The organism is Curtobacterium sp. 'Ferrero', from assembly GCF_002412165.1.
Classification (GTDB): domain Bacteria; phylum Actinomycetota; class Actinomycetes; order Actinomycetales; family Microbacteriaceae; genus Curtobacterium.
In genome coordinates this window covers 12,571-30,864 of the sequence record NZ_NXIA01000005.1, presented here as the reverse complement: position 1 = coordinate 30,864, position 18,294 = coordinate 12,571, and the positions used below count along the sequence as shown (strand labels likewise).

At 72.6% G+C, this 18,294-nt stretch carries 19 protein-coding genes and 1 riboswitch; of the genes, 6 read left to right on the top strand and 13 right to left on the bottom strand.

Annotated features, from left to right (window positions below):
- Nucleotides 1-6: 6 nt before the first annotated feature.
- Complete coding sequence (locus tag Csp2054_RS06610) at nucleotides 7-1,191, bottom strand: MalY/PatB family protein (RefSeq protein WP_096898526.1); 1,185 nt, start codon at nucleotides 1,189-1,191, stop codon at nucleotides 7-9.
- A 114-nt stretch (nucleotides 1,192-1,305) separates the two neighbouring features.
- On the opposite strand from Csp2054_RS06610, the gene Csp2054_RS06605 reads away from it, so the two are divergent.
- Together Csp2054_RS06605 and Csp2054_RS06600 are read left to right on the top strand one after the other, a co-directional pair.
- Nucleotides 1,306-2,307 carry a TerC family protein gene (locus Csp2054_RS06605; RefSeq protein ID WP_096898525.1) on the top strand — a complete coding sequence of 334 codons (1,002 nt, stop codon included), beginning with the start codon at nucleotides 1,306-1,308 and terminating at the stop codon, nucleotides 2,305-2,307.
- 92 nt (nucleotides 2,308-2,399) lie between these two features.
- Complete coding sequence (locus Csp2054_RS06600) at nucleotides 2,400-4,022, top strand: MFS transporter (protein ID WP_096898524.1); 1,623 nt, start codon at nucleotides 2,400-2,402, stop codon at nucleotides 4,020-4,022.
- Between the two features lie 43 nt (nucleotides 4,023-4,065).
- On the opposite strand, the gene Csp2054_RS06595 is transcribed toward Csp2054_RS06600, so the two are convergent.
- The 8 genes from Csp2054_RS06595 to Csp2054_RS06560 all read right to left on the bottom strand — a co-directional run bounded on the left by Csp2054_RS06595 (nucleotide 4,066) and on the right by Csp2054_RS06560 (nucleotide 11,208).
- Nucleotides 4,066-5,082 carry a BLUF domain-containing protein gene (locus Csp2054_RS06595; protein ID WP_096898523.1) on the bottom strand — a complete coding sequence of 339 codons (1,017 nt, stop codon included), beginning with the start codon at nucleotides 5,080-5,082 and terminating at the stop codon, nucleotides 4,066-4,068.
- A complete protein-coding gene (locus tag Csp2054_RS06590; protein ID WP_096898522.1) occupies nucleotides 5,079-5,879 on the bottom strand; it encodes a PP2C family protein-serine/threonine phosphatase in 801 nt (266 codons plus the stop codon). The genes Csp2054_RS06595 and Csp2054_RS06590 overlap by 4 nt, the downstream gene beginning before the upstream one ends.
- Before the next feature lie 69 nt (nucleotides 5,880-5,948).
- A complete protein-coding gene (gene nagA, locus Csp2054_RS06585; RefSeq protein ID WP_176491594.1) occupies nucleotides 5,949-7,121 on the bottom strand; it encodes an N-acetylglucosamine-6-phosphate deacetylase in 1,173 nt (390 codons plus the stop codon).
- A complete protein-coding gene (locus tag Csp2054_RS06580) occupies nucleotides 7,118-7,528 on the bottom strand; it encodes a YrdB family protein (protein WP_176491593.1) in 411 nt (136 codons plus the stop codon). The genes nagA and Csp2054_RS06580 overlap by 4 nt, the downstream gene beginning before the upstream one ends.
- Before the next feature lie 5 nt (nucleotides 7,529-7,533).
- Nucleotides 7,534-8,415: a formyltetrahydrofolate deformylase gene (gene purU / locus Csp2054_RS06575; protein WP_176491592.1), complete on the bottom strand. Its 882-nt coding sequence runs from the start codon at nucleotides 8,413-8,415 to the stop codon at nucleotides 7,534-7,536.
- A 350-nt stretch (nucleotides 8,416-8,765) separates the two neighbouring features.
- The gene (locus Csp2054_RS06570) at nucleotides 8,766-10,259 is read right to left on the bottom strand and encodes an MFS transporter (protein ID WP_217990879.1); all 1,494 of its coding nucleotides are present in this window, start codon (nucleotides 10,257-10,259) and stop codon (nucleotides 8,766-8,768) included.
- A gap of 22 nt (nucleotides 10,260-10,281) precedes the next feature.
- Nucleotides 10,282-10,707, bottom strand: a complete 426-nt coding sequence (locus Csp2054_RS06565) for a MarR family winged helix-turn-helix transcriptional regulator (protein WP_096898520.1) — start codon at nucleotides 10,705-10,707, stop codon at nucleotides 10,282-10,284.
- A 48-nt stretch (nucleotides 10,708-10,755) separates the two neighbouring features.
- A complete protein-coding gene (locus Csp2054_RS06560; RefSeq protein WP_096898519.1) occupies nucleotides 10,756-11,208 on the bottom strand; it encodes a MarR family winged helix-turn-helix transcriptional regulator in 453 nt (150 codons plus the stop codon).
- A gap of 57 nt (nucleotides 11,209-11,265) precedes the next feature.
- Here Csp2054_RS06560 and Csp2054_RS06555 point away from each other — a divergent pair, with 57 nt between their 5' ends.
- The gene (locus Csp2054_RS06555; RefSeq protein WP_096898518.1) at nucleotides 11,266-12,156 is read left to right on the top strand and encodes an SDR family oxidoreductase; all 891 of its coding nucleotides are present in this window, start codon (nucleotides 11,266-11,268) and stop codon (nucleotides 12,154-12,156) included.
- A 3-nt stretch (nucleotides 12,157-12,159) separates the two neighbouring features.
- Here Csp2054_RS06555 and Csp2054_RS06550 read toward each other — a convergent pair whose 3' ends face one another.
- Complete coding sequence (locus Csp2054_RS06550) at nucleotides 12,160-12,639, bottom strand: DUF2017 family protein (RefSeq protein WP_096898517.1); 480 nt, start codon at nucleotides 12,637-12,639, stop codon at nucleotides 12,160-12,162.
- Nucleotides 12,636-12,923 (bottom strand): ATP-dependent Clp protease adapter ClpS, encoded by a 288-nt coding sequence (clpS, locus tag Csp2054_RS06545; RefSeq protein WP_096898516.1) that lies wholly within the window; start codon nucleotides 12,921-12,923, stop codon nucleotides 12,636-12,638. Before clpS ends, Csp2054_RS06550 begins: the two co-directional genes overlap by 4 nt.
- 37 nt (nucleotides 12,924-12,960) lie before the next feature.
- Nucleotides 12,961-13,046, top strand: a riboswitch (ZMP/ZTP riboswitch).
- Between the two features lie 59 nt (nucleotides 13,047-13,105).
- Here clpS and glyA point away from each other — a divergent pair.
- The 3 genes from glyA to Csp2054_RS06530 all read left to right on the top strand — a co-directional run bounded on the left by glyA (nucleotide 13,106) and on the right by Csp2054_RS06530 (nucleotide 15,976).
- On the top strand, nucleotides 13,106-14,389 hold the full coding sequence (gene glyA, locus Csp2054_RS06540; RefSeq protein ID WP_411897143.1) for a serine hydroxymethyltransferase: 1,284 nt from the start codon (nucleotides 13,106-13,108) through the stop codon (nucleotides 14,387-14,389).
- Between the two features lie 26 nt (nucleotides 14,390-14,415).
- Nucleotides 14,416-15,327 carry a tetrahydrofolate dehydrogenase/cyclohydrolase catalytic domain-containing protein gene (locus Csp2054_RS06535; protein ID WP_096898638.1) on the top strand — a complete coding sequence of 304 codons (912 nt, stop codon included), beginning with the start codon at nucleotides 14,416-14,418 and terminating at the stop codon, nucleotides 15,325-15,327.
- Nucleotides 15,328-15,466: 139 nt separating this feature from the next.
- A complete protein-coding gene (locus tag Csp2054_RS06530; RefSeq protein WP_096898515.1) occupies nucleotides 15,467-15,976 on the top strand; it encodes a hypothetical protein in 510 nt (169 codons plus the stop codon).
- 54 nt (nucleotides 15,977-16,030) lie between these two features.
- Here the strand turns inward: Csp2054_RS06530 and galK are convergent, their stop codons facing one another.
- The gene (galK, locus tag Csp2054_RS06525; RefSeq protein ID WP_096898514.1) at nucleotides 16,031-17,167 is read right to left on the bottom strand and encodes a galactokinase; all 1,137 of its coding nucleotides are present in this window, start codon (nucleotides 17,165-17,167) and stop codon (nucleotides 16,031-16,033) included.
- Nucleotides 17,164-18,267 (bottom strand): galactose-1-phosphate uridylyltransferase, encoded by a 1,104-nt coding sequence (gene galT / locus Csp2054_RS06520; RefSeq protein WP_096898513.1) that lies wholly within the window; start codon nucleotides 18,265-18,267, stop codon nucleotides 17,164-17,166. The genes galK and galT overlap by 4 nt, the downstream gene beginning before the upstream one ends.
- Nucleotides 18,268-18,294: the final 27 nt, after the last annotated feature.

Sequence of the window (18,294 nt, the reverse complement as noted above, 5' to 3'; positions counted from 1 at the left end):
CTGCGGTCAGCGGGCGGCCGCCAGGCGCGCGAGTCCCTCGCGCAGGGTCTCCTCCGAACACCCGAAGTTGAGTCGCGCGAACCCGGTGCCCTGCCGGCCGAAGTCCGGCCCGCTCGACAGGGCGACCCGGGCCCGGTCGACGAGCACCGCCGCGGGATCGTCACCCCACGGGAGCGCCCGCAGGTCCAGCCACGCCAGGTACGACGCCTGCGGCTGCCGGTAGCCCGCCCCGGGCAGCGCACGACCGAGCTCCTCGGCGAGCACCCGGCGGTTGCCGACCAGCTCGGCGAGGAGCGTCGCCAACCAGGGCTCGCCGTCGCGGAAGGCGGCCACGCTCGCGGTGTAGCCGAGGATGCCCGTGCGCTCGACCACCTCGACCGGCAGCCCCTCGAACCAGCCCCGGGCGCGGTCCGAAGCGCCGACCATCAGCGCACACTTCGTGCCGGCGAGGTTCCAGGCCTTGCTCGCGCTCGTCAGGGTGACGCCCACCGCCGCCGCCTCGTCGCAGCACGCGAGGAAGGGCGTGAACACCGCGTCGGCGTGGGTGAGCGGGGCGTGGATCTCGTCCGACACGACGACCGCGTCCCACTCCGCGGCCAGGCGGGCGAGCGCCACCAGGTCGTCGGCAGCGTGCACGAGCCCGAGCGGGTTGTGCGGGTTGCAGAGGAGCACCGTCCGGGCGCCGTCCGCGAACGCCCTTGCGAGTCCGTCGAGGTCGATCCGCCAGCCCGCCGTCGTGTCGGACGGAGCTGTGCTGTCGGGGGCCGTGTCCTCCGCCGGCGGCAGGAGCGGGACCTCGCGGACGGCGCCGCCGGCCTCGCGGACGTACTCCCGGAACGGCGGGTACACGGGCGGCATGACGACGACCTCGTCTCCGGGCGCGATGACGCGCCGGAGCACCTCCACCGCTGCCACGGACACGTCGGTCGTGGTGCGCACGAGGTCGGGGTCGACGTCCCACGACCACCGTCGACGCGCGAAGTCGGCGAAGACCTCGGGCAGGACCCGCGTGTGGCCCACGTAGCCGGTGTCCCCGTCCGTCACCGCCCGGACGAGTGCGTCGCGCACCGGTTCCGCGAGCACGCAGTCCATCTCGGCGACGAACATCGGCAGGACGTCGGCGGGGTACGCGGTGTACTTCTCGCTCGTGCGGGAGCGGCGTGCATCGAACGGCGAGACCATGACGCTCATGCGCCCATCCTGACACTGCGGACAGGACCCTTCGCGTTCCCGCAGACTGGAGGGGTCGCACGCGGGCGGCGGCCAACCCCGGCCGAACCCGTCCCCATCCCCGGAAGGTCCTCGATGCCCGAACTCCCGCTCGTCTTCGAGGTCGGATCGCTGGTCGCCATCGTGGCCGTCCTGCTCGCCGACCTCCTCATCGTCGCGCGTCGGCCGCACGTGCCGTCCCTGCGCGAGTCCGGGGCGTGGGTGGGGGTGTACGTCGGGCTCGCGCTCGTGTTCGCGGCGCTCATGCTCGTGTTCGCCGGCGGCGACGCTGCGGGCCAGTTCGTCGCCGGGTGGTTGACCGAGTACAGCCTGAGCATCGACAACCTGTTCGTGTTCTTCATCCTGATGGCGCGGTTCTCGGTGCCGAAGCAGATCCAGCAGGAGGTCCTGATGCTCGGCATCGTGATCGCCCTCGTGCTGCGCGGCGTGTTCATCCTGGTCGGCGCTCAGCTGATCGAGGACTTCTCGTGGATCTTCTACCTGTTCGGCGCCTGGCTCGTCTGGACCGCGGTGCAGCAGCTCCGCGAGGACGACGACGCCGACCAGGAGGACGGTTTCGTGGTCCGGCTGCTGCGCCGGCGGGTGCGGTTCACGGACGAGTTCGACGGCATGAAGCTCCGGACGACCCACGACGGGGTCCGGCACTTCACGCCGCTGCTCGTCGTGCTCATCGCCATCGGGACGACGGACCTGCTGTTCGCGCTCGACTCGATCCCCGCCATCTTCGGCATCACCGAGAGCGCGTTCATCGTGTTCACCGCCAACGTGTTCGCGCTGATGGGGCTCCGCCAGCTGTACTTCCTGCTCGGCGGGCTGCTGGAACGGCTCGTCTACCTGAAGTACGGGATCGCGTTGATCCTGGCGTTCATCGGCGTGAAGCTCGTCCTGCACGCGCTGCACGAGAACGAGTTGCCGTTCCTGAACGGCGGGGAGCACATCGCGTGGGCGCCCGAGATCCCGACGTGGGTGTCGCTCGTGGTGATCCTCGTGGCGATGGTCGGCGCGACCGTGGCGAGCCTGGTGCGGCTGCGCCGTGACGAGCCCGTCCGGACCGGGGCGGCGCGCGGGTCGGAGTGACGCCGCTGTCCGGGTCCGCAGGGATCGGGGTACGCCACGGCGTGGTCCTCCCCGGGTTCCCGGACCACCCGAGGCCTACCGTGGCCCCGGTCATGGCAGCCGAACACCGCAAACCCGTCGAGCCCGACCAGGCACCCGCCGTCGAGCACCACGCCGCACACCACGCGGCGACCGTCGAGGCACCCGCCACACCCGCCTCGCCGTCGTCTGACCGAGACGCCCGCACCGACCAGTCGAGCCCCGACCAGTCGAGCCCCGACCAGTCGGGGCGCGACCAGCCCGCGCAGGCCGACCAGCCCGACCCGAACCGGTGGAAGGCCCTCGTCATCTGCCTGCTCGGCGGTGGCATCGTGCTGCTCGACGTCTCGATCGTCAACGTCGCACTCGAGTCGATCTCGAAGGGGCTGCCGGGCGCGTCCCCCGAGGCCGTGCAGTGGATCCTCTCCGGGTACGCCCTGTCGTTCGGACTCCTCCTCGTCCCCGGCGGCCGGCTCGGCGACGCATCCGGACGTCGCCGCATGTTCGTCGTCGGTGTCGGCCTGTTCACGGTCGCGAGCGCCCTCTGCGGCTTCGCACCGAACGGGCTCTTCCTGGTCATCGCGCGGCTCGTGCAGGGCCTCGCGGGCGGTCTGCTGACCCCGCAGGTGACGGCCCTCATCCAGCAGCTGTTCCGCGGCAAGGAGCGCGGCACCGCCTTCGGCCTGTTCGGCGCGACGGTCGGCATCGCCACCGCGATCGGCCCGCTCGTCGGCGGCCTGCTCATCACGGCGTTCGGTACCGAGAACGGTTGGCGCTTCGTCTTCTTCGTGAACCTGCCCGTCGGACTGATCACGGTCCTCCTGGCCTTCCGCTACCTGCCGGCGACGAGCCGTGCCGACCGCGGCCGGAAGCACGACTTCGACCCCGTCGGGATCGTCCTCCTCGGTGCCGCCGTCGTGGCTCTGCTGCTGCCGTTCGTGCAGTCGGAGGAGTGGAAGAGCCCCGCCAAGTGGTGGCTCGTCGTCGTCGCGGTCGTCCTCGCCGTCCTCTTCGTGCTGTGGGAGCGCCGCTACCAGCGGTCGAAGGAGCCGGTGATCGACCTCGGGCTGTTCCGCCGGCGGTCGTTCTCGCTCGGAGTCGGGCTCGCCACCGTGTACTTCGCGGGCTTCACGCCGCTGTTCTTCGTCCTCACGCTCGCCCTCCAATCGGGGCTGCACTACTCGGCACTCCTGGCCGGCCTGTCCTCGGTGCCCTTCGCGATCGGTTCCGGGATCGCCTCGACCGTCGGCGGCCGGATCGTCCACCGGTTCGGTCGGCAGCTGATCGTGGTCGGCACGATCCTCGTGCTGCTCGGGCTCGGTGGGGTCATCTGGGTCGTCGCGAACCACTACCGGTCGGACCTCGGGTGGTGGCTCGTCGCGCCGCTGCTCGTGGCCGGCATCGGCTCGGGCCTGACGATCTCGCCGAACCAGACGCTGACGCTCTCCGAGGTGCCGGTCGAGCAGGGCGGGTCCGCGGGTGGCCTCATCCAGGTCGGCGCCCGGGTCGGGTCCGCGATCGGGATCGCCGCCGTCGGCAGCGTGTTCTACTCGGCACTCGCCAGCTCGCAGGGCGACTACGCGAAGGGGCTGCCGCTCGGCCTCGGCGTCGCGCTCGGCTTCGTCGCCGCGGCCCTGGTCGCCGGCATCGTGGACGTCGTCGTCGGACGGGTCCGCGGCACGGAGGCGTCCGTCTGAGCCCGGTGCCGGGTTCGGCACCGGTGCCGTCGGCGCTCCGCGGTCAGTCCCGGTAGGGCTCGGACCACCCGGTCCGCAGCCGGACGGCCGCGCGGACGAACGTCGCCGCCATGTCGGGCTCCGGGTCGAACAGGTTCTGGATCCGGAGCCCGTCGAACAGTGCGAGCAGCTGCTGCGCACCCTTCTGCGGGTCCATCGTGTCGGGTTCGCGTCCGGCGAGCACGTCCTGCTCGAGCGCGGCCCGGATGCTCGCCCGGAACGCGCGGTAGGTGGTCAGGAAGTCCTCGCCGGCGGCCTCCCCGGGATCGGCGGCCGGTGCGAGCGACGACACGATGAGCCGGTCGAGGGCCGGGTCCTCGGCGAAGGCCACGACGAGCGCACGGAGCCAGGCGATCGTCCCCTCCGACGCGGCGATCGGCGCGAGCGGGGCGATCACCTGCTCCAGCCAGGAGGCGAGGGTCGCGGCGAGGAGGAGCGGCAGCGTCGGGAAGTGCGACGTCACCTCGTCGACGGTGAGGCCGGCGCGCTCCGCGACCGCGGTGAGGGACGCGCGGCTGGGTCCGACGTCGCGGAGCACGTCGATCGACGCCTGCAGGACACGCTCGCGCACCGGGGTGGCGCTCCGGCGGGTGGACAGCTGCTCGGGCGGTGTCCGACGGAACCACTCCAGGAGCGCTGCGGACCGGGAGGCGTTCGCGTCGGGGTCCGGTGCCCGCTCGGGGTCGAACAGGTCGACGAAGCCGGGCAGCGCGCGGATCGCCGGGTCCTCCGTGCGGAACGCGATCGACCAGTCCGCGTACGCGCGTTCCTCGATCGGGTCGTCGACGACGATCTGCACGTCGACGTTGCCCGGGTCGGCAGCGACCTCGCGGACGCGGGCGTGCACCACGTCGGCGGGGCCCTCGGTGACACCGATGACGTTCGCGTCGTCGAGCGCGAGGATACCGGTGATGCCGAGTTCGGCGTTCCTGGCCCGTTCGACGGCGAGGAGCTGCACGAGCCCGGCTTCGGTGTAGCGGCCGGTCCGCGCGGCCGTGAAGACGAGGGATACGAGGGTCATCGGTCGTGCTTCCCGTCGGTGGGCGGTGCGGTGTCGACCCGGACGGTGCGTTCCCGTCGGACCGCCACCAGGGTCAGGTCGTCGTCGATGGTGTCCGGGACGGAGTCCATGAAGGCGGCGAGCCCCGCCGCGAGCGACCCGGCCGCGGCGAGCCCGGCTGCGAGACCGGTCAGGGTGTCGAAGGTGGCGTCCGGGAGCTCGAGGATGCCGTCCGAGGCGATGAGGAGCACGTCGCCGGGGTCGAGGTCGAGGCGCCGGGGCAGCCGCGCGAACCCGCGGGGCTGCAGCCCGATCGGGAGGTCCACCGAGGGGATCCGTCGTGCGCTGCCGTCCGCGTGCCCGACCGCGGCGAACCCGTGCCCGGCGTCGACGTACTCGAGCGACCCGTCGGCGAACCGGAGCCGGGCGTGGAACAGGGTCGCGAACGCCGACGCGCGTTCGAGCCGGGGACGGACGGCGGTCTCGGCCCCCTCGACCGCCACGCCGGGTGCCTCGCGCGCGAGGGCGTCGAGGGCGCCGAGCAGGTGGGCGGCGAGGAGGCCCGCAGGGACGCCCTTGCCCATGACGTCGCCGAGCGTGACGGTCGCCGACCGGGCGTCCGGCGCGACGGCGAACTCGGCGAGGTCGCCGGACACGTCCGCCGCGGCACGCCACGCGTGGGCGACGGACCAGCCCACCGGACCGACGCTGCCGAGGGCGTCCGGCGTCGGCAGCAACGCGGACTGGACGACCCGGAGCCGGGCGTCCCGGTCGAGGCCGGCGTCCTCGTCGTCGTAGACGTCCTGGAGGGATGGCACGGTGCGAAAACTACCGTGGTCGTCGCGGGATTGCGCGGAACGGACAGACCCCAGTCCGGGCGACGGCGGTCAGCGGAGCGGGCGGCCGGCACCCCAGACGTGCGTCACCACGAGGTCGGGCGTCAGGGCGACGAGGTCCGCCGAGCACCCCGGCGCGATCCGTCCGAACCGGTCGCCGAGGCCCAGCGCCCGGGCCGGCACCGCGGTGAGCGCCGCGACCGCCTCCGGCAGCGTCCGACCGGCGGCCGCCACGGCGGTGCGGAGCGCGGCGTCCTGCGTCAGGGTCGACCCCGCGATGGTCTCGGTGCCGGCGACGAGGGCGACGCCGTCCGCGACCGTCACGGCGAGCGAGCCGAGGGTGTACGAGCCGTCCGCCGACCCGGCTGCCCCCATCGCGTCGGTGATGAGCGCGACGCGCCCCGGAGCGGCCCCGAGCAGCATCGACGCCACGGACGGGTGCACGTGCACGCCGTCGAGGATCAGCTCGAGCGTGACCCGTTCGTCGGCGACCGCGGCGGAGATCGGTCCGGGTGCTCGGTGGTGGATGCCGGGCATGGCGTTGAACGCGTGCGTGAGCAGGGTCGCGCCGGCGTCGAACGCGGCGCGTGCCTGGTCGGCGGTGCAGACCGTGTGGCCGACGGCGACCGTGACCCCGGCCGACACGAACTGCCCGATCGCGTCGATCGCGCCCGGGAGCTCCGGCGCGATCGTGACCTGTCGCACCACGCCCGAGCCGGCCTCGAGGAGGGTGTCCACCGCCTCGCGCGTCGGAGCGGTGAGGAAGTCGGCGTTGTGCGCCCCCTTGTTCCCCGGCGACAGGAAGGGGCCCTCCAGGTGCACACCGAGCACCAGGGGATCGGTGGCCATCACCGCGCGGACGCGGTCGAGCGAGGCGACGAGCGACGGCAGCGGGTTCGCGACGAGCGACAGGACCGACCGTGTCGTGCCGTGCCGCCGGTGCACGTCGAGGGCCGCGTCGAACGACTCGTCCTCGTACGCGGCGCCACCGCCTCCGTGTCCGTGCAGGTCCACGAACCCGGGCGTCAGGACCGCGTCCCCCAGGTCGACGACCTCGTCGGCCGCCGGGGCCTCGCGGCCCGAGCCGACCGCGTGGACCGTGTCGCCGACGACGAGCACCCAGCCGTCGGCCGTGGTGCCGGCCGCGTCGACGACGCGGGCCGACCGGACCAGCGTGCGCCGGGCCTCCCGACCGACCGCGCCGGACCCGACGCCCCCCGTCACGGCGTCTCCCGGCGGAACTGCACCACTCCGGACACCGCGGCGACCACGATGAACACGAGTCCGATGACCGGGTGCCCGATCGACACCCAGGAGGCACCGGCGGCGATGACGAGGGCGACCTCGACGATGGTCTTGCCCACGATGTCGGTCTCGATCGGGGAACGCGGTGAGCGGAAGAGGAACCACACGACGGCCGCGAAGAGCGGCGCGCCGATCACGAAGAGGAGCCCGGGCATCGGGAACGGCCACGCGATGTAGCCCCAGTACGCGAGCGAGAGCAGGCCGAACGCGCAGACGAGCACCCGGAGCACCGTCCAGGCGTCGAGGCGCCGCGGACGGACGGCGTGCGGGTCGGGGGTGTCGGACCAGTCGTCGGACCGGTCGACGGGGCTCTGCGGTGCGGACACGGTTCCTACCTGAAGATGATGGTGCGGGCACCGTCGAGGAGCACACGGTCCTCGGCGATCCACCGGACGGCCTGGGTGAGCGTGCGGGACTCCTCGTCCTGCCCGATCGACACGAGCTCGGCGGGGTCCTTCGTGTGGTCGACCCGGACGACGTTCTGCTCGATGATCGGTCCCTCGTCGAGGTCGCTCGTGACGAAGTGCGCCGTCGCACCGATGAGCTTCACCCCGCGGGCGTGCGCCTGCCGGTAGGGGTTCGCGCCCTTGAACCCGGGCAGGAACGAGTGGTGGATGTTCACGGCTCGCCCCTCGAGCGCCGCGCAGAGCCCCGGCGACAGGATCTGCATGTACCGGGCGAGGACGACGAGCTCGATGTCGTGCTCGTCGACGGCCTCGAGGATGCGCTGCTCCATGTCGTGCTTGCTCGCGGCGTCGGTGACCGGCCGGTGCTCGAACGGCACGGAGTAGAACGACGCGAGCTCCTGCAGGTCGGCGTGGTTCGACAGCACGAGCGGCACCTCGATCGGGAGCTGTCCGCCGCGCTGCCGGTAGAGCAGGTCGTTCAGGCAGTGCCCCGCCTTCGACACGAGCACCAGCGTGCGCAGGGGTCGGCCGACGACGTCGAGCTGGACGCGGGCGTCGTAGCGCTCGACGACCGGGGCGAGGGCCTGCTCGAACGCCTCGCGGTCGACCGGCGCCATGACCTGCAGGCGCATGAAGAACGTGTTCGTGTCCGCGCTCGAGAACTGCTGCGACTCGGTGATGTTGCCGTTCGCGGCGACGACGGCTCCGGACACGGCGTGCACGATCCCCGGGCGGTCGTCGCAGACCAGCGTGAGGGTCCAGTGCGTGGGCGTCGTCGCGGTGGGCGCGGGCGTCGGGTCGGTCACCGGATCAGGGTACCGGGCGCGCTCCGGAGCGCTGCTCGCGCTGCTCGCGCTGTCGCTGCGTCGTACCGGTCTGGAGGCGCGGCGCACCTCCGTCCGTCGGCTCGCCCTGGTGCTGCAGCCGACGGACACGACCGCATCACACCGTGGCCGATCCGGTTCGCGGAACCGCGCATCTGCGAACCCGATCGGTCATCGGCCGGGACGAGGACCGTGCCCGGCGCCGGTCGTGCCGGTGGGGTGGCCGGCCGGAACGGCGGAGTGGCCTGTCGGGCCGACGGGGTCGGCGGGGTGGCCGGTCGGGTCGGGCGGCGACCGGTCGGGTCCGTGGTCAACCGTCAGGTGGTGCCCGGTCAGGCCGATGGTGTCCGGTCCGTGACGGCGCGAGCGAGCGCGCGGTCGGCGACCGTCAGGACGCTCGCCGCCACCGCGACGCCGACGATCACCCACGCGAGCACGTGCAGGTCCGGCGTCGTCGGGGCCGTCCCGAACACGCCGCCGATGAGCGACGACGCCCCGATCGCCCCGATGTAGACGCTCGTCCGCGACAGCCCGGCGGCGGTGCCGATGTACTCGGCCGGCACGACCCGGTACAGCGCCGCCTGGTTCGACACCGACGCGAACGCCTGCGGGACACCGAACAGCGCCGGCGCGAGGACCAGCAGCGCCACGGGCGACCCGGTGTGCAGCAGCAGGAGGAGCAGGCCGCCCGCGATCGGCACGACCGCCGCGGCGATGAGCGGCCCCCGGACGGCCGTCCTCCGCGCGACGAGGAAGGACGCGACCCCGGCGACGACCGCGGCGGGCAGCTGGATGTACCCGGCCGCGTCGCTCGAGTAGCCGGCCACGTCCTGCACCCACTGCGAGAAGCCGTACGTCATCGTGTACGCCAGCAGGTACACGAGGAACAGCCGGACGTAGGTCCGCGAGAGTGCGCCGTTCCGGGCGAGCAGCCGCACGTCGACGAACGGCTTCGTCGCCCGCAGTTCCCAGAGGACCAGGGCGACGAGCAGCACGACGGCGGTGCCGAGCAGCCACCAGAGCCCCGCCGACAGGTCGAGCAGGAACACCAGCAGGGCCGACACGGCGCCGGTCATCAGCAGCATGCCGACCGGGTCGAGCGCCTGGAGCACGGGCAGGTCGTCGTCGTTCCGGGGCCGGAGCCGGTCCGACGGCAGCCAGAGCGCCGACACCACGATGCCGAAGACCGCGAGCGGCACGTTGACCAGGAAGATCGAGTGCCAGCCGAAGGCCGCGATCAGCGCACCGCCGAGGGGTGGCCCGGCGGCCGCCGACACGAGCGAGGTGATCGAGAGCGCACCGAGGACCAGCGGCGGCGTGGGCTTGCCGATCCGCGCCGAGTGCTGCCGGAGCGTCGTCAGTGCGGCCGGGTACGCGGACGAGGTGCCGATGCCGATCAGCACCCGCGCCGTGACCGCCCCGCCGAACCCGGTGAGGAACTCGGGCACCACCCCGGCGACGCCCACGATGACGAGCCCGGTGAGGAACACCTTCTTCGGGCCGAACCGGTCGGCGAGCTTGCCCATCGTCGGCTGGGCGACGGCGCTCGCCAGGTAGAGCGCGGCGACGAGCCAGATCGCCTGCGCCGCGCCGATGCCGAGGTCGCGGGAGATCGGCGCGAGCGCGACCGACACCATCGTGGTGTTGATCGGGTTGAGCAGTGGTCCGACGAGGACCGGGACGAGGAGCTTCGGACCGAAGCCGCTCCCGCCGCTCCCGGACGTCGCGTCGAGGTCGGGTGACGAGGTGGTGCTGCTGGACGTGGTGGCCTGCCTTGCGGGGTGGTCGCGACGCGACGGACTGGAGGCGCGACCCGCGTCGTGCAACGCGGGTCGTGCCTCCAGGCGGTCACGGCTCGACGAGTGGTTCGAGGATGCGGAGGGAGCGGGCGACCGTCTCGCGGTCGTCCGGTCCGAGCGCCGCGAGGCGCTCGGCGAGGACGCGGCTCCGTGCGCTCCAGGCGTCCTCGCGGGCGGCGGCTCCGGCGGCGGTCGCACGGACGAGCGTCCGGCGGCCGTCGGAGGGGTCCTGCCGACGTTCGACGAAGCCGAGGTCGACGAGTGCCTGGACGGTCGCGCCCATGGACTGCGGACGGACGCCCTCGGCGCGCGCGAGGTCCGCGACGGTGCTCTCGCCGTGTCGGAGGAGTCGACCGAGCGCGGCGGTCTGGGACGCGGTGACCTCGTCGGACTTGCCCGTGAGCAGGGTCCGACGGATGCGCCCGTGGATCGTCAGCAGGTCGCTGGCGAGGTCGGTCGCGGTCCTGGTCGTCATTGCACCATTGTAGGCCTCGACAGGCAGACTTGCAAGGTTGCCTGTCGATCAGGGCACGTCGGCGACGGCGGTGCTGGTCTCGCCCAGCAGGGGGTGCAGTGCGGCGTTCACGACACCGGCGTCCTCGCGGAACCAGGCGTTGCTGCTCTGCACGATCGGCCAGGCCCGGGCGAGGAGCGCGCGCCCCTCGGCCGTGAGCGCGATGCGGGACGGCCGCCCCCGGCCACGGGTCGCCCCACGGTCGAGCAGTCCCCGCTCGTCGAGTGCCGTGACGAGCGTCGTGATGCTCTGCGGTCGGACGCCGACGGCCCGCGCGAGCTCCGCCTGGGTCGGGTGGTCGCCGACGGCGAGCTGTACGAGGATGCCGAACTCCACCGGTGTCAGGTCCAGCGGCTCGAGCGCGCTGCCCAACCGTCTCGCCAGTTCCCGGGCTGCCCGGATCACGGTCCACGCGGCGATCGCGTCGACCTCGTCGTGCGTTGCTGGGAACTCGCGGGACACCGGTCCAGGCTACCGGCGTACCGTCACGTATCAGGAAACTGATACTCGGGAGGGGCCATGACACAGCACAGCGACGGCGTCATCGCGGTCACGGGAGCCACCGGCGACGTCGGCGGTCAGACGGTGGAACGGCTCCGCGCGGCCGGAGCCCCGGTCCGCGCGATCGTGCGACGCCCGGACCAGGTGGACGCCTTCGCCGCCCGCGGCATCGAGGCGCGTCTGGCCGACCTCGGCGACCCAGCGGCGCTCACCGACGCGCTCGCCGGGGTCGACCAGCTCTTCCTCGTCACCGCGGCGTCACCACGCCAGGCCGGCCACGGGCGGACCGCGGTCGATGCGGCCCGTTCCGCCGGGGTGCGGGCGATCGTGCACCTCTCCGGCGGCGACGCAGCCGAGCACTCCCCGATGCCGTGGGCGGCCGCGATCTGGCAGGTCGACCGCGCCGTGCGGGCCAGCGGGCTGGAGTGGACGATCCTGCACCCGTCGGGGTTCATGACCAACCTGGTGTCCTCGGCCCCGGTGATCCGTCGTGGTGTCTTCCCGCAGACGATGGGTCGTGGGGTGATCGGGTGGATCGACACCGCCGACATCGCCACGGTCGCCGCCACGGTCCTGCTCCGCGGCGAGCACACCGGGGCGGAGCCCGTGCTCACCGGACCGGAGCTGCTCGACGGTCACGGTGTCGCCCGTGGCCTCAGCGAGGGGCTCGACCGACGCGTGCGGTACCTGCACCTGCCGAGCCGCGTGTTCCGTGCCCTGCTGCGGGTGGGCGGCGTGGACGCCTGGCAGGCCGAGGGGCTCCGTCGGCAGTTCGGGCGGGTCGCCCGGAACGGGCTCGACGGCGTCGACGCGTCCACCGACGACGTCGAGCGGATCACCGGGACACCGCCGCGGTCGATCTCGGACTGGGCTCGGGCGCACCGTGCCGAGATGCTCGGCGAGGGCTGACCGTCAGGAGGTGCTGATCGTGTCCACCAGGTGCTCCTGCACGTACCCGATCCAGTCGTAGACGTCACGGAGCCCCACCGCACGGTCGGACCGGTCCGCGGCGGAGGCCTCCTCGCTGGCCGCGTCCGTGATCCCGAGTCGCTCCGCGATCGTCAGGCGGAGGTCCGTCAGGCACCGGAGCCAGGCCTGCTCGTCCGTCGGGGCCAGCGCGCCGTCACGGACCCCGGTCAGCCAGTCGTGCACGACCGAGGCGTTCGTGGTCTTCTGCGTGAGCAGGTCCGAGCGGGTCAGGCGGCCGAACTCCGCGCTCGCCGTCGCGTCGCCCGGGTAGGCGTCCGGGAACATCCGCGCCGCCACCGGGTCGGCGGACAGGTCACCCGCGAGCACCTGCTGCAGTTGCTCGGTGAGCGACGTGAGGACGCCGCGCTCGCCGGAGGACATGGCGAGGTGCACGCCGTCGGCACGTCGGACGAAGGGGATCACGGGGTCGGTGCCCGGTCGACGGTCGCCTGCAGGCCGTAGCCGTGCATCGCCTGCACGTGCGCCTCCATCACCTCGCGAGCGCCCGTCGCGACGATCGCCCGGCCCTCCTCGTCGACCTGGTGCATGAGCCGCTCGGCCTTCGGACGGGTGAAGCCGAAGTACGACTGGAACACGTAGGTGACGTACGACATCAGGTTGACCGGGTCGTCCCACACCACCGTGACCCAGGGCGTGTCGGACCGTGCGGCGGTGCGCTCGTCGACGTCCGGGTGCAGCAGGGTCATGCAACCAGGGTGACACGAACCGGACCGCTCGGTACGATCGTCACGTCGCGACTGGCGTTGGATGGGTCACCATCGGGGAGCGACACCTGACACGGTGCGCGGCCGTACGCCTGGGCCGCGCCCACCCGTCCACCTCGTCGTGCTCGTGCGCGACGGAACAGACAACGAGGAGTCCCGTGTCCATCACCGATCTGCCCGCTGTGACCGCGCAGTCCAGCTTCAACGCACCGCTCGCCGAGGTCGACCCCGAGATCGCGGCGGTGCTGCAGAACGAGCTCGGCCGTCAGCGCGACACCCTCGAGATGATCGCCTCCGAGAACTTCGTGCCGCGCGCCGTCCTCGAGTCGCAGGGCTCGGTCCTGACGAACAAGTACGCCGAGGGGTACCCCGGCAAGCGCTACTACGGCGGCTGCGAGTACGTCGACGTCGCCGAGCAGCTCGCCATCGACCGGGCGAAGGCCCTCTTCGGTGCCGCCTACGCGAACGTGCAGCCGCACTCCGGCGCCAGCGCGAACGCCGCCGTCCTGCACGCCATCGCGTCCGCGGGCGACACGATCCTCGGCCTCGAGCTCGCCCACGGCGGCCACCTGACCCACGGCATGAAGCTGAACTTCTCCGGCCGCCTCTACAACGCGGTGTCGTACGGCGTCGACCCGGAGACGTTCGAGGTGGACTACGACGACATCCGCGCGAAGGCGGTCGAGCACCAGCCCAAGGTCATCATCGCCGGCTGGTCGGCGTACCCGCGGCAGCTCGACTTCGCGAAGTTCCGCGAGATCGCCGACGAGGTCGGTGCGACCCTCTGGGTTGACATGGCGCACTTCGCGGGCCTCGTCGCCGCGGGCCTGCACCCGTCGCCGCTCCCGCACGCGCACGTCGTGTCCTCGACCGTGCACAAGACGCTCGCCGGTCCGCGCTCGGGCATCATCCTGTCCAACGACGAGTCGCTGTTCAAGAAGCTCAACTCCGCCGTGTTCCCGGGCCAGCAGGGCGGTCCGCTCATGCACGTGATCGCCGCGAAGGCGACCGCGTTCCTGCTCGCCGCGACGCCCGAGTTCAAGGACCGCCAGGAGCGCACGCTCCGCGGCGCCAAGCTGCTGGCCGAACGCCTCACCCAGGCCGACGCCCGCGGGGCGGGGATCGACGTGCTCACCGGCGGCACCGACGTGCACCTCGTCCTCGTCGACCTCCGCGAGTCCGAGGTCGACGGCAAGCAGGCCGAGGACCTCCTGCACCAGGTCGGCATCACCGTGAACCGCAACTCCGTGCCGTTCGACCCGCGCCCGCCGATGGTCACCTCCGGTGTCCGCATCGGCACCCCGGCGCTGGCGACCCGTGGCTTCGGCGACGCCGAGTTCACCGAGGTCGCCGACATCATCGCGCTGACGCTCATGCCGAACCCGGACATCGAGGCGCTCTCGGCCCGGGTGATGGCGCTGGCCGACGCGTTCCCGCTCTACGCGTGAGCGCTGTGACCCCGTCGCCCACGCCACTGCCGCGCGAGCTCTGGGCAGGCGAGGGCTCTGCCGTCCGCATCGACGGCACCGCCCTCGCCGCCCGCACGCTCGACGACCTGAAGCTCCGCATCGACCGCCTGCACGACCACGGGTTCCGCCCCGGACTCGGCACCATCATGGTCGGCCAGAACCCGGGCTCGGTGTCGTACGTCGCCGGCAAGCACAAGGACTCGGCGCAGATCGGGCTCGACTCGGTCCGCATCGACCTGCCGGAGACCGCGAGTGCCGCCGACATCCGGTCCGCGATCCTCCAGATGAACGACGACCCGCGGGTCACCGCGTTCATCGTGCAGCTCCCGCTGCCGCAGGGCATCGACCCGGTCCCGATGCTCGAGCTCATGAACCCGGCGAAGGACGCCGACGGTCTGCACCCGACCAACCTCGGTGAGCTCGTGCTCGCCGTCCCCGGTGGTGCCGGCACGATCGACGCTCCGCTCCCGTGCACCCCGCGCGGCATCGTCGCGATGCTCGAGGCGTACGAAGTCCCGATCCGTGGCAAGCACGTCACGATCATCGGCCAGGGCCTGACGGTCGGACGCCCGCTCGGCCTGCTCCTCACCCGGCTCGAGGCCACCGCCACGCTGACCCACTCCCTGACCGAGGACGTCGCTGCCGAGTGCCGCCGTGCCGACATCATCGTCGCCGCGGCCGGGGTCGCCGGACTCGTGCAGCCGGACTGGGTGCAGCCCGGCGCCGCGGTCATCGACGTCGGCATCACCCGTGTGGTCGACGAGGCCACCGGGAAGGCGAAGCTGCGCGGCGACGTCGACCCGGCGGTGGCCTCCGTGGCGGGGTTCCTCTCGCCGACCCCGGGCGGGGTCGGGCCGATGACCCGGGCGATGCTCATGAAGAACGTCGTCGAGGCGGCGGAGCGCCACCTGCGCTGACGGTCGCCCTCGCGAGAGCGACAGATCTCCTCGGCCCGCCCACGGGGATCTGTCGCTTCCGCGTTCCGGTCGCGTCTGGCCCGGACTGGAGGCACGGATCACCTCCGTCGGACCGCGCGCCGGGTGGTACGGTCGCCGCATGGGGGAGACCACAGCCGTCCAGACCGAGCCCGTGATGGCGCCGACCGGACGGCAGTTCCGGCTCCGAGCCTGGCCGCTCGTGCTCTTCGGTGTGGTCGCGCTGGCCGCGTCCCACGGAGCGGTGCTGTTCAGTGCATCGTCGGAGTACGGCGGGGTCGACGCGTCCGGTGGGTGGATCGACGCCGAGGGGAACCCGGTTGCGACGGCCCCGCCCACGGTGTCCGCCGTCGGCCACGTCGCTCCGGCCGCACTGGTTGTGTTGGTGTTGGTCCTCGCCCTCGGGGTCGTCCTGCCGCCGACGCTCGCGCGGTTCGGTCACGACCGGGTCGGTGCGGTGATCCGCCGGACCGCGTACATCGCGGCCCCGGTAGTGGTGGTGCTCGGCGTGCTCGTCTACTGGGTGTGGCAGGGACACGTCGTGATCGACCAGGTGGAGCACCAGGTCCTGCACCCCCACGGGTTCCCGTGGGGCGGGGTCACGGTGACGACGGGCCACATGACCCGCTGAACCGCCGGCACGCGTGGCTTCGCTGCGCGGCGGTGGTCCGCAGCGTCGCTCGCGTCAGTCGCGCCGGGCGCCCTGCGCGGCGTGCACGGTGAAGACGTTCGGCTCGCGGTACCCGGCCGCGGCGAAGGCGGACGTGACGGCGTCCGTGATCGTGCCACGGGCCTCCCGGTCGACCAGCGCGATCGCCGCGCCACCGAAGCCACCACCGGTCATCCGAGCGCCCACGGCACCGTGCTCGACCGCGGTCGAGACCGCCAGGTCGAGCTCCGGCACGGAGATCTCGAAGTCGTCGCGCATCGACTCGTGCGACGCGACGAGCAGCGAGCCGATCGCGCGCGGCCCGCTCTCGCGGAGAGTGCGGACCGTGTCGAGGACCCGCTGGTCCTCCGTCACGATGTGCCGGACGCGGCGGAAGGTCTCGTCGTCGAGGAGCTCCTGGGCGCGGGGCAGGTCCTCGACGGAGACGTCGCGGAGTGCCTCGACGCCCATCGCCGCCGCGCCGCGCTCGCACGACTCACGACGCGCCTTGTAGCCGCCGGTGGCGTGAGCGTGCTCGACGCGGGTGTCGATGACCAGGACCTCGAGCCCGTTCGCCTCGAGCGCCAGGTCGACCACGGCGGTGTCGAGCGTCCGGCAGTCGAGGAACACGACCGCGTCCTGCTCGCCGAGGAGCGACGCCGACTGGTCCATGATCCCGGTCGGTGCGCCGACGGCGTGGTTCTCGGAGTACTGACCGACCCGGGCGAGGGTCTTCCGGTCGAGGCCGAGCTCCCAGAGGTCGTTGAACGCCAGCGCCACGCCGCACTCGATCGCCGCACTCGACGACAGGCCCGCACCGACCGGCACGTCCGAGTCGATGAACACGTCGAACCCGGTCTTGTCGGCGAGGTCCGCTCCCGCCTGCTCGCGCAGTGCCCAGGCGATGCCGAAGACGTAGGCCGACCACCCGTCCATGCGCTCGGGCGACAGGTCGTCGAGCGACAGCTCGTGGACGGCGTCCGGCTCGAACGCCGAGGCCACACGCAGCAGCCGGTCGTCCCGCGCGCTGATCGACGCGACCGTCCGACGGTCGATCGCGAACGGCAGGACGTACCCGTCGTTGTAGTCGGTGTGCTCGCCGATCAGGTTGACGCGACCGGGGGCGGAGTACCGCACCGCCGGCTCGTACCCGTAGACCTGCTGGAACGTCATGCGCGTTCGATCCCTCCTCGGATGAACTCGGCCGCCTTCTCGGGCACGAGGTCCCCGATCCAGGCGCCCATGGCGGCTTCGCTGCCGGCCAGGAACTTGAGCTTGTCCGCCGCGCGCCGCGGGGACGTGATCTGCAGCATGAGCCGCACGGTGTCGCGGGCGGTGTGCACCGGGGCCTGGTGCCACGCCGCGATGTACGGCGTCGGGTCGCCGTAGAGCTCGTCGAGGCCGCGCGTCAGGCGCAGGTGCATGTGCGCCAGCTCGTCCTTCTCGGCGTCGGTCAGGCCCGCGAAGTCGGGCACGTGCCGGTGCGGAAGCATGTGCACCTCGATCGGCCAGCGCGCGGCGAACGGCACGAAGGCGGTGAAGTGCTCACCCGCGAGGACGACCCGCTCCGACGCCCGTTCGTTCTCGAGGTGCCGCTCGAACAGGTCCGGCCCGAAGCGCTCGATGCTCGCGAGCAGACGCTGGGTGCGCGGCGTGACGTAGGGGTAGGCGTAGATCTGCCCGTGCGGGTGGTGCAGGGTGACGCCGATCGCCTCACCCCGGTTCTCGAACGGGAACACCTGCTGGATGCCGGGCATGGCCGACAGTGCGGCCGTCCGGTCCGCCCAAGCCTCGACCACCGTGCGGGCGCGTGACTCGGAGATCGACGCGAACGATCCGCTCGTCTCCGGCGAGAAGCACACGACCTCGCACCGGCCGACGCTGCGGAACTGGCGGTTCAGCCCGACCTCGGACAGGGACCCGAGCGACGGGGGAGCGTCGTCGGCCTCGAGCTGGGGGCCGAAGGACGGCGACCGGTTCTCGAACACGGCCACGTCGTAGCGGCTCGGGATCTCCGAGGGGTTCGCGTCGGTCTGCGGGGCCAGCGGGTCCTGGTCGGCCGGCGGCAGGAACACCCGGTTCTGCCGGCTCGCCGCGATCGACACCCACTCGCCGGTCAGGACGTCCTGCCGCATGCGGGCGGTCTCCGGGCGGGGGTCGAGGACGCGCTGGTCGATGCTCCGCTCGGCGGGCAGCGTCGAGTCGGCGTCGTCGAAGTAGAACAGGTCGCGGCCGTCCGCGAGCTTCGTCGCGCGCTTGGTGATCACCGACACACCCTACCGCGGAACGAAGTCTTGCGA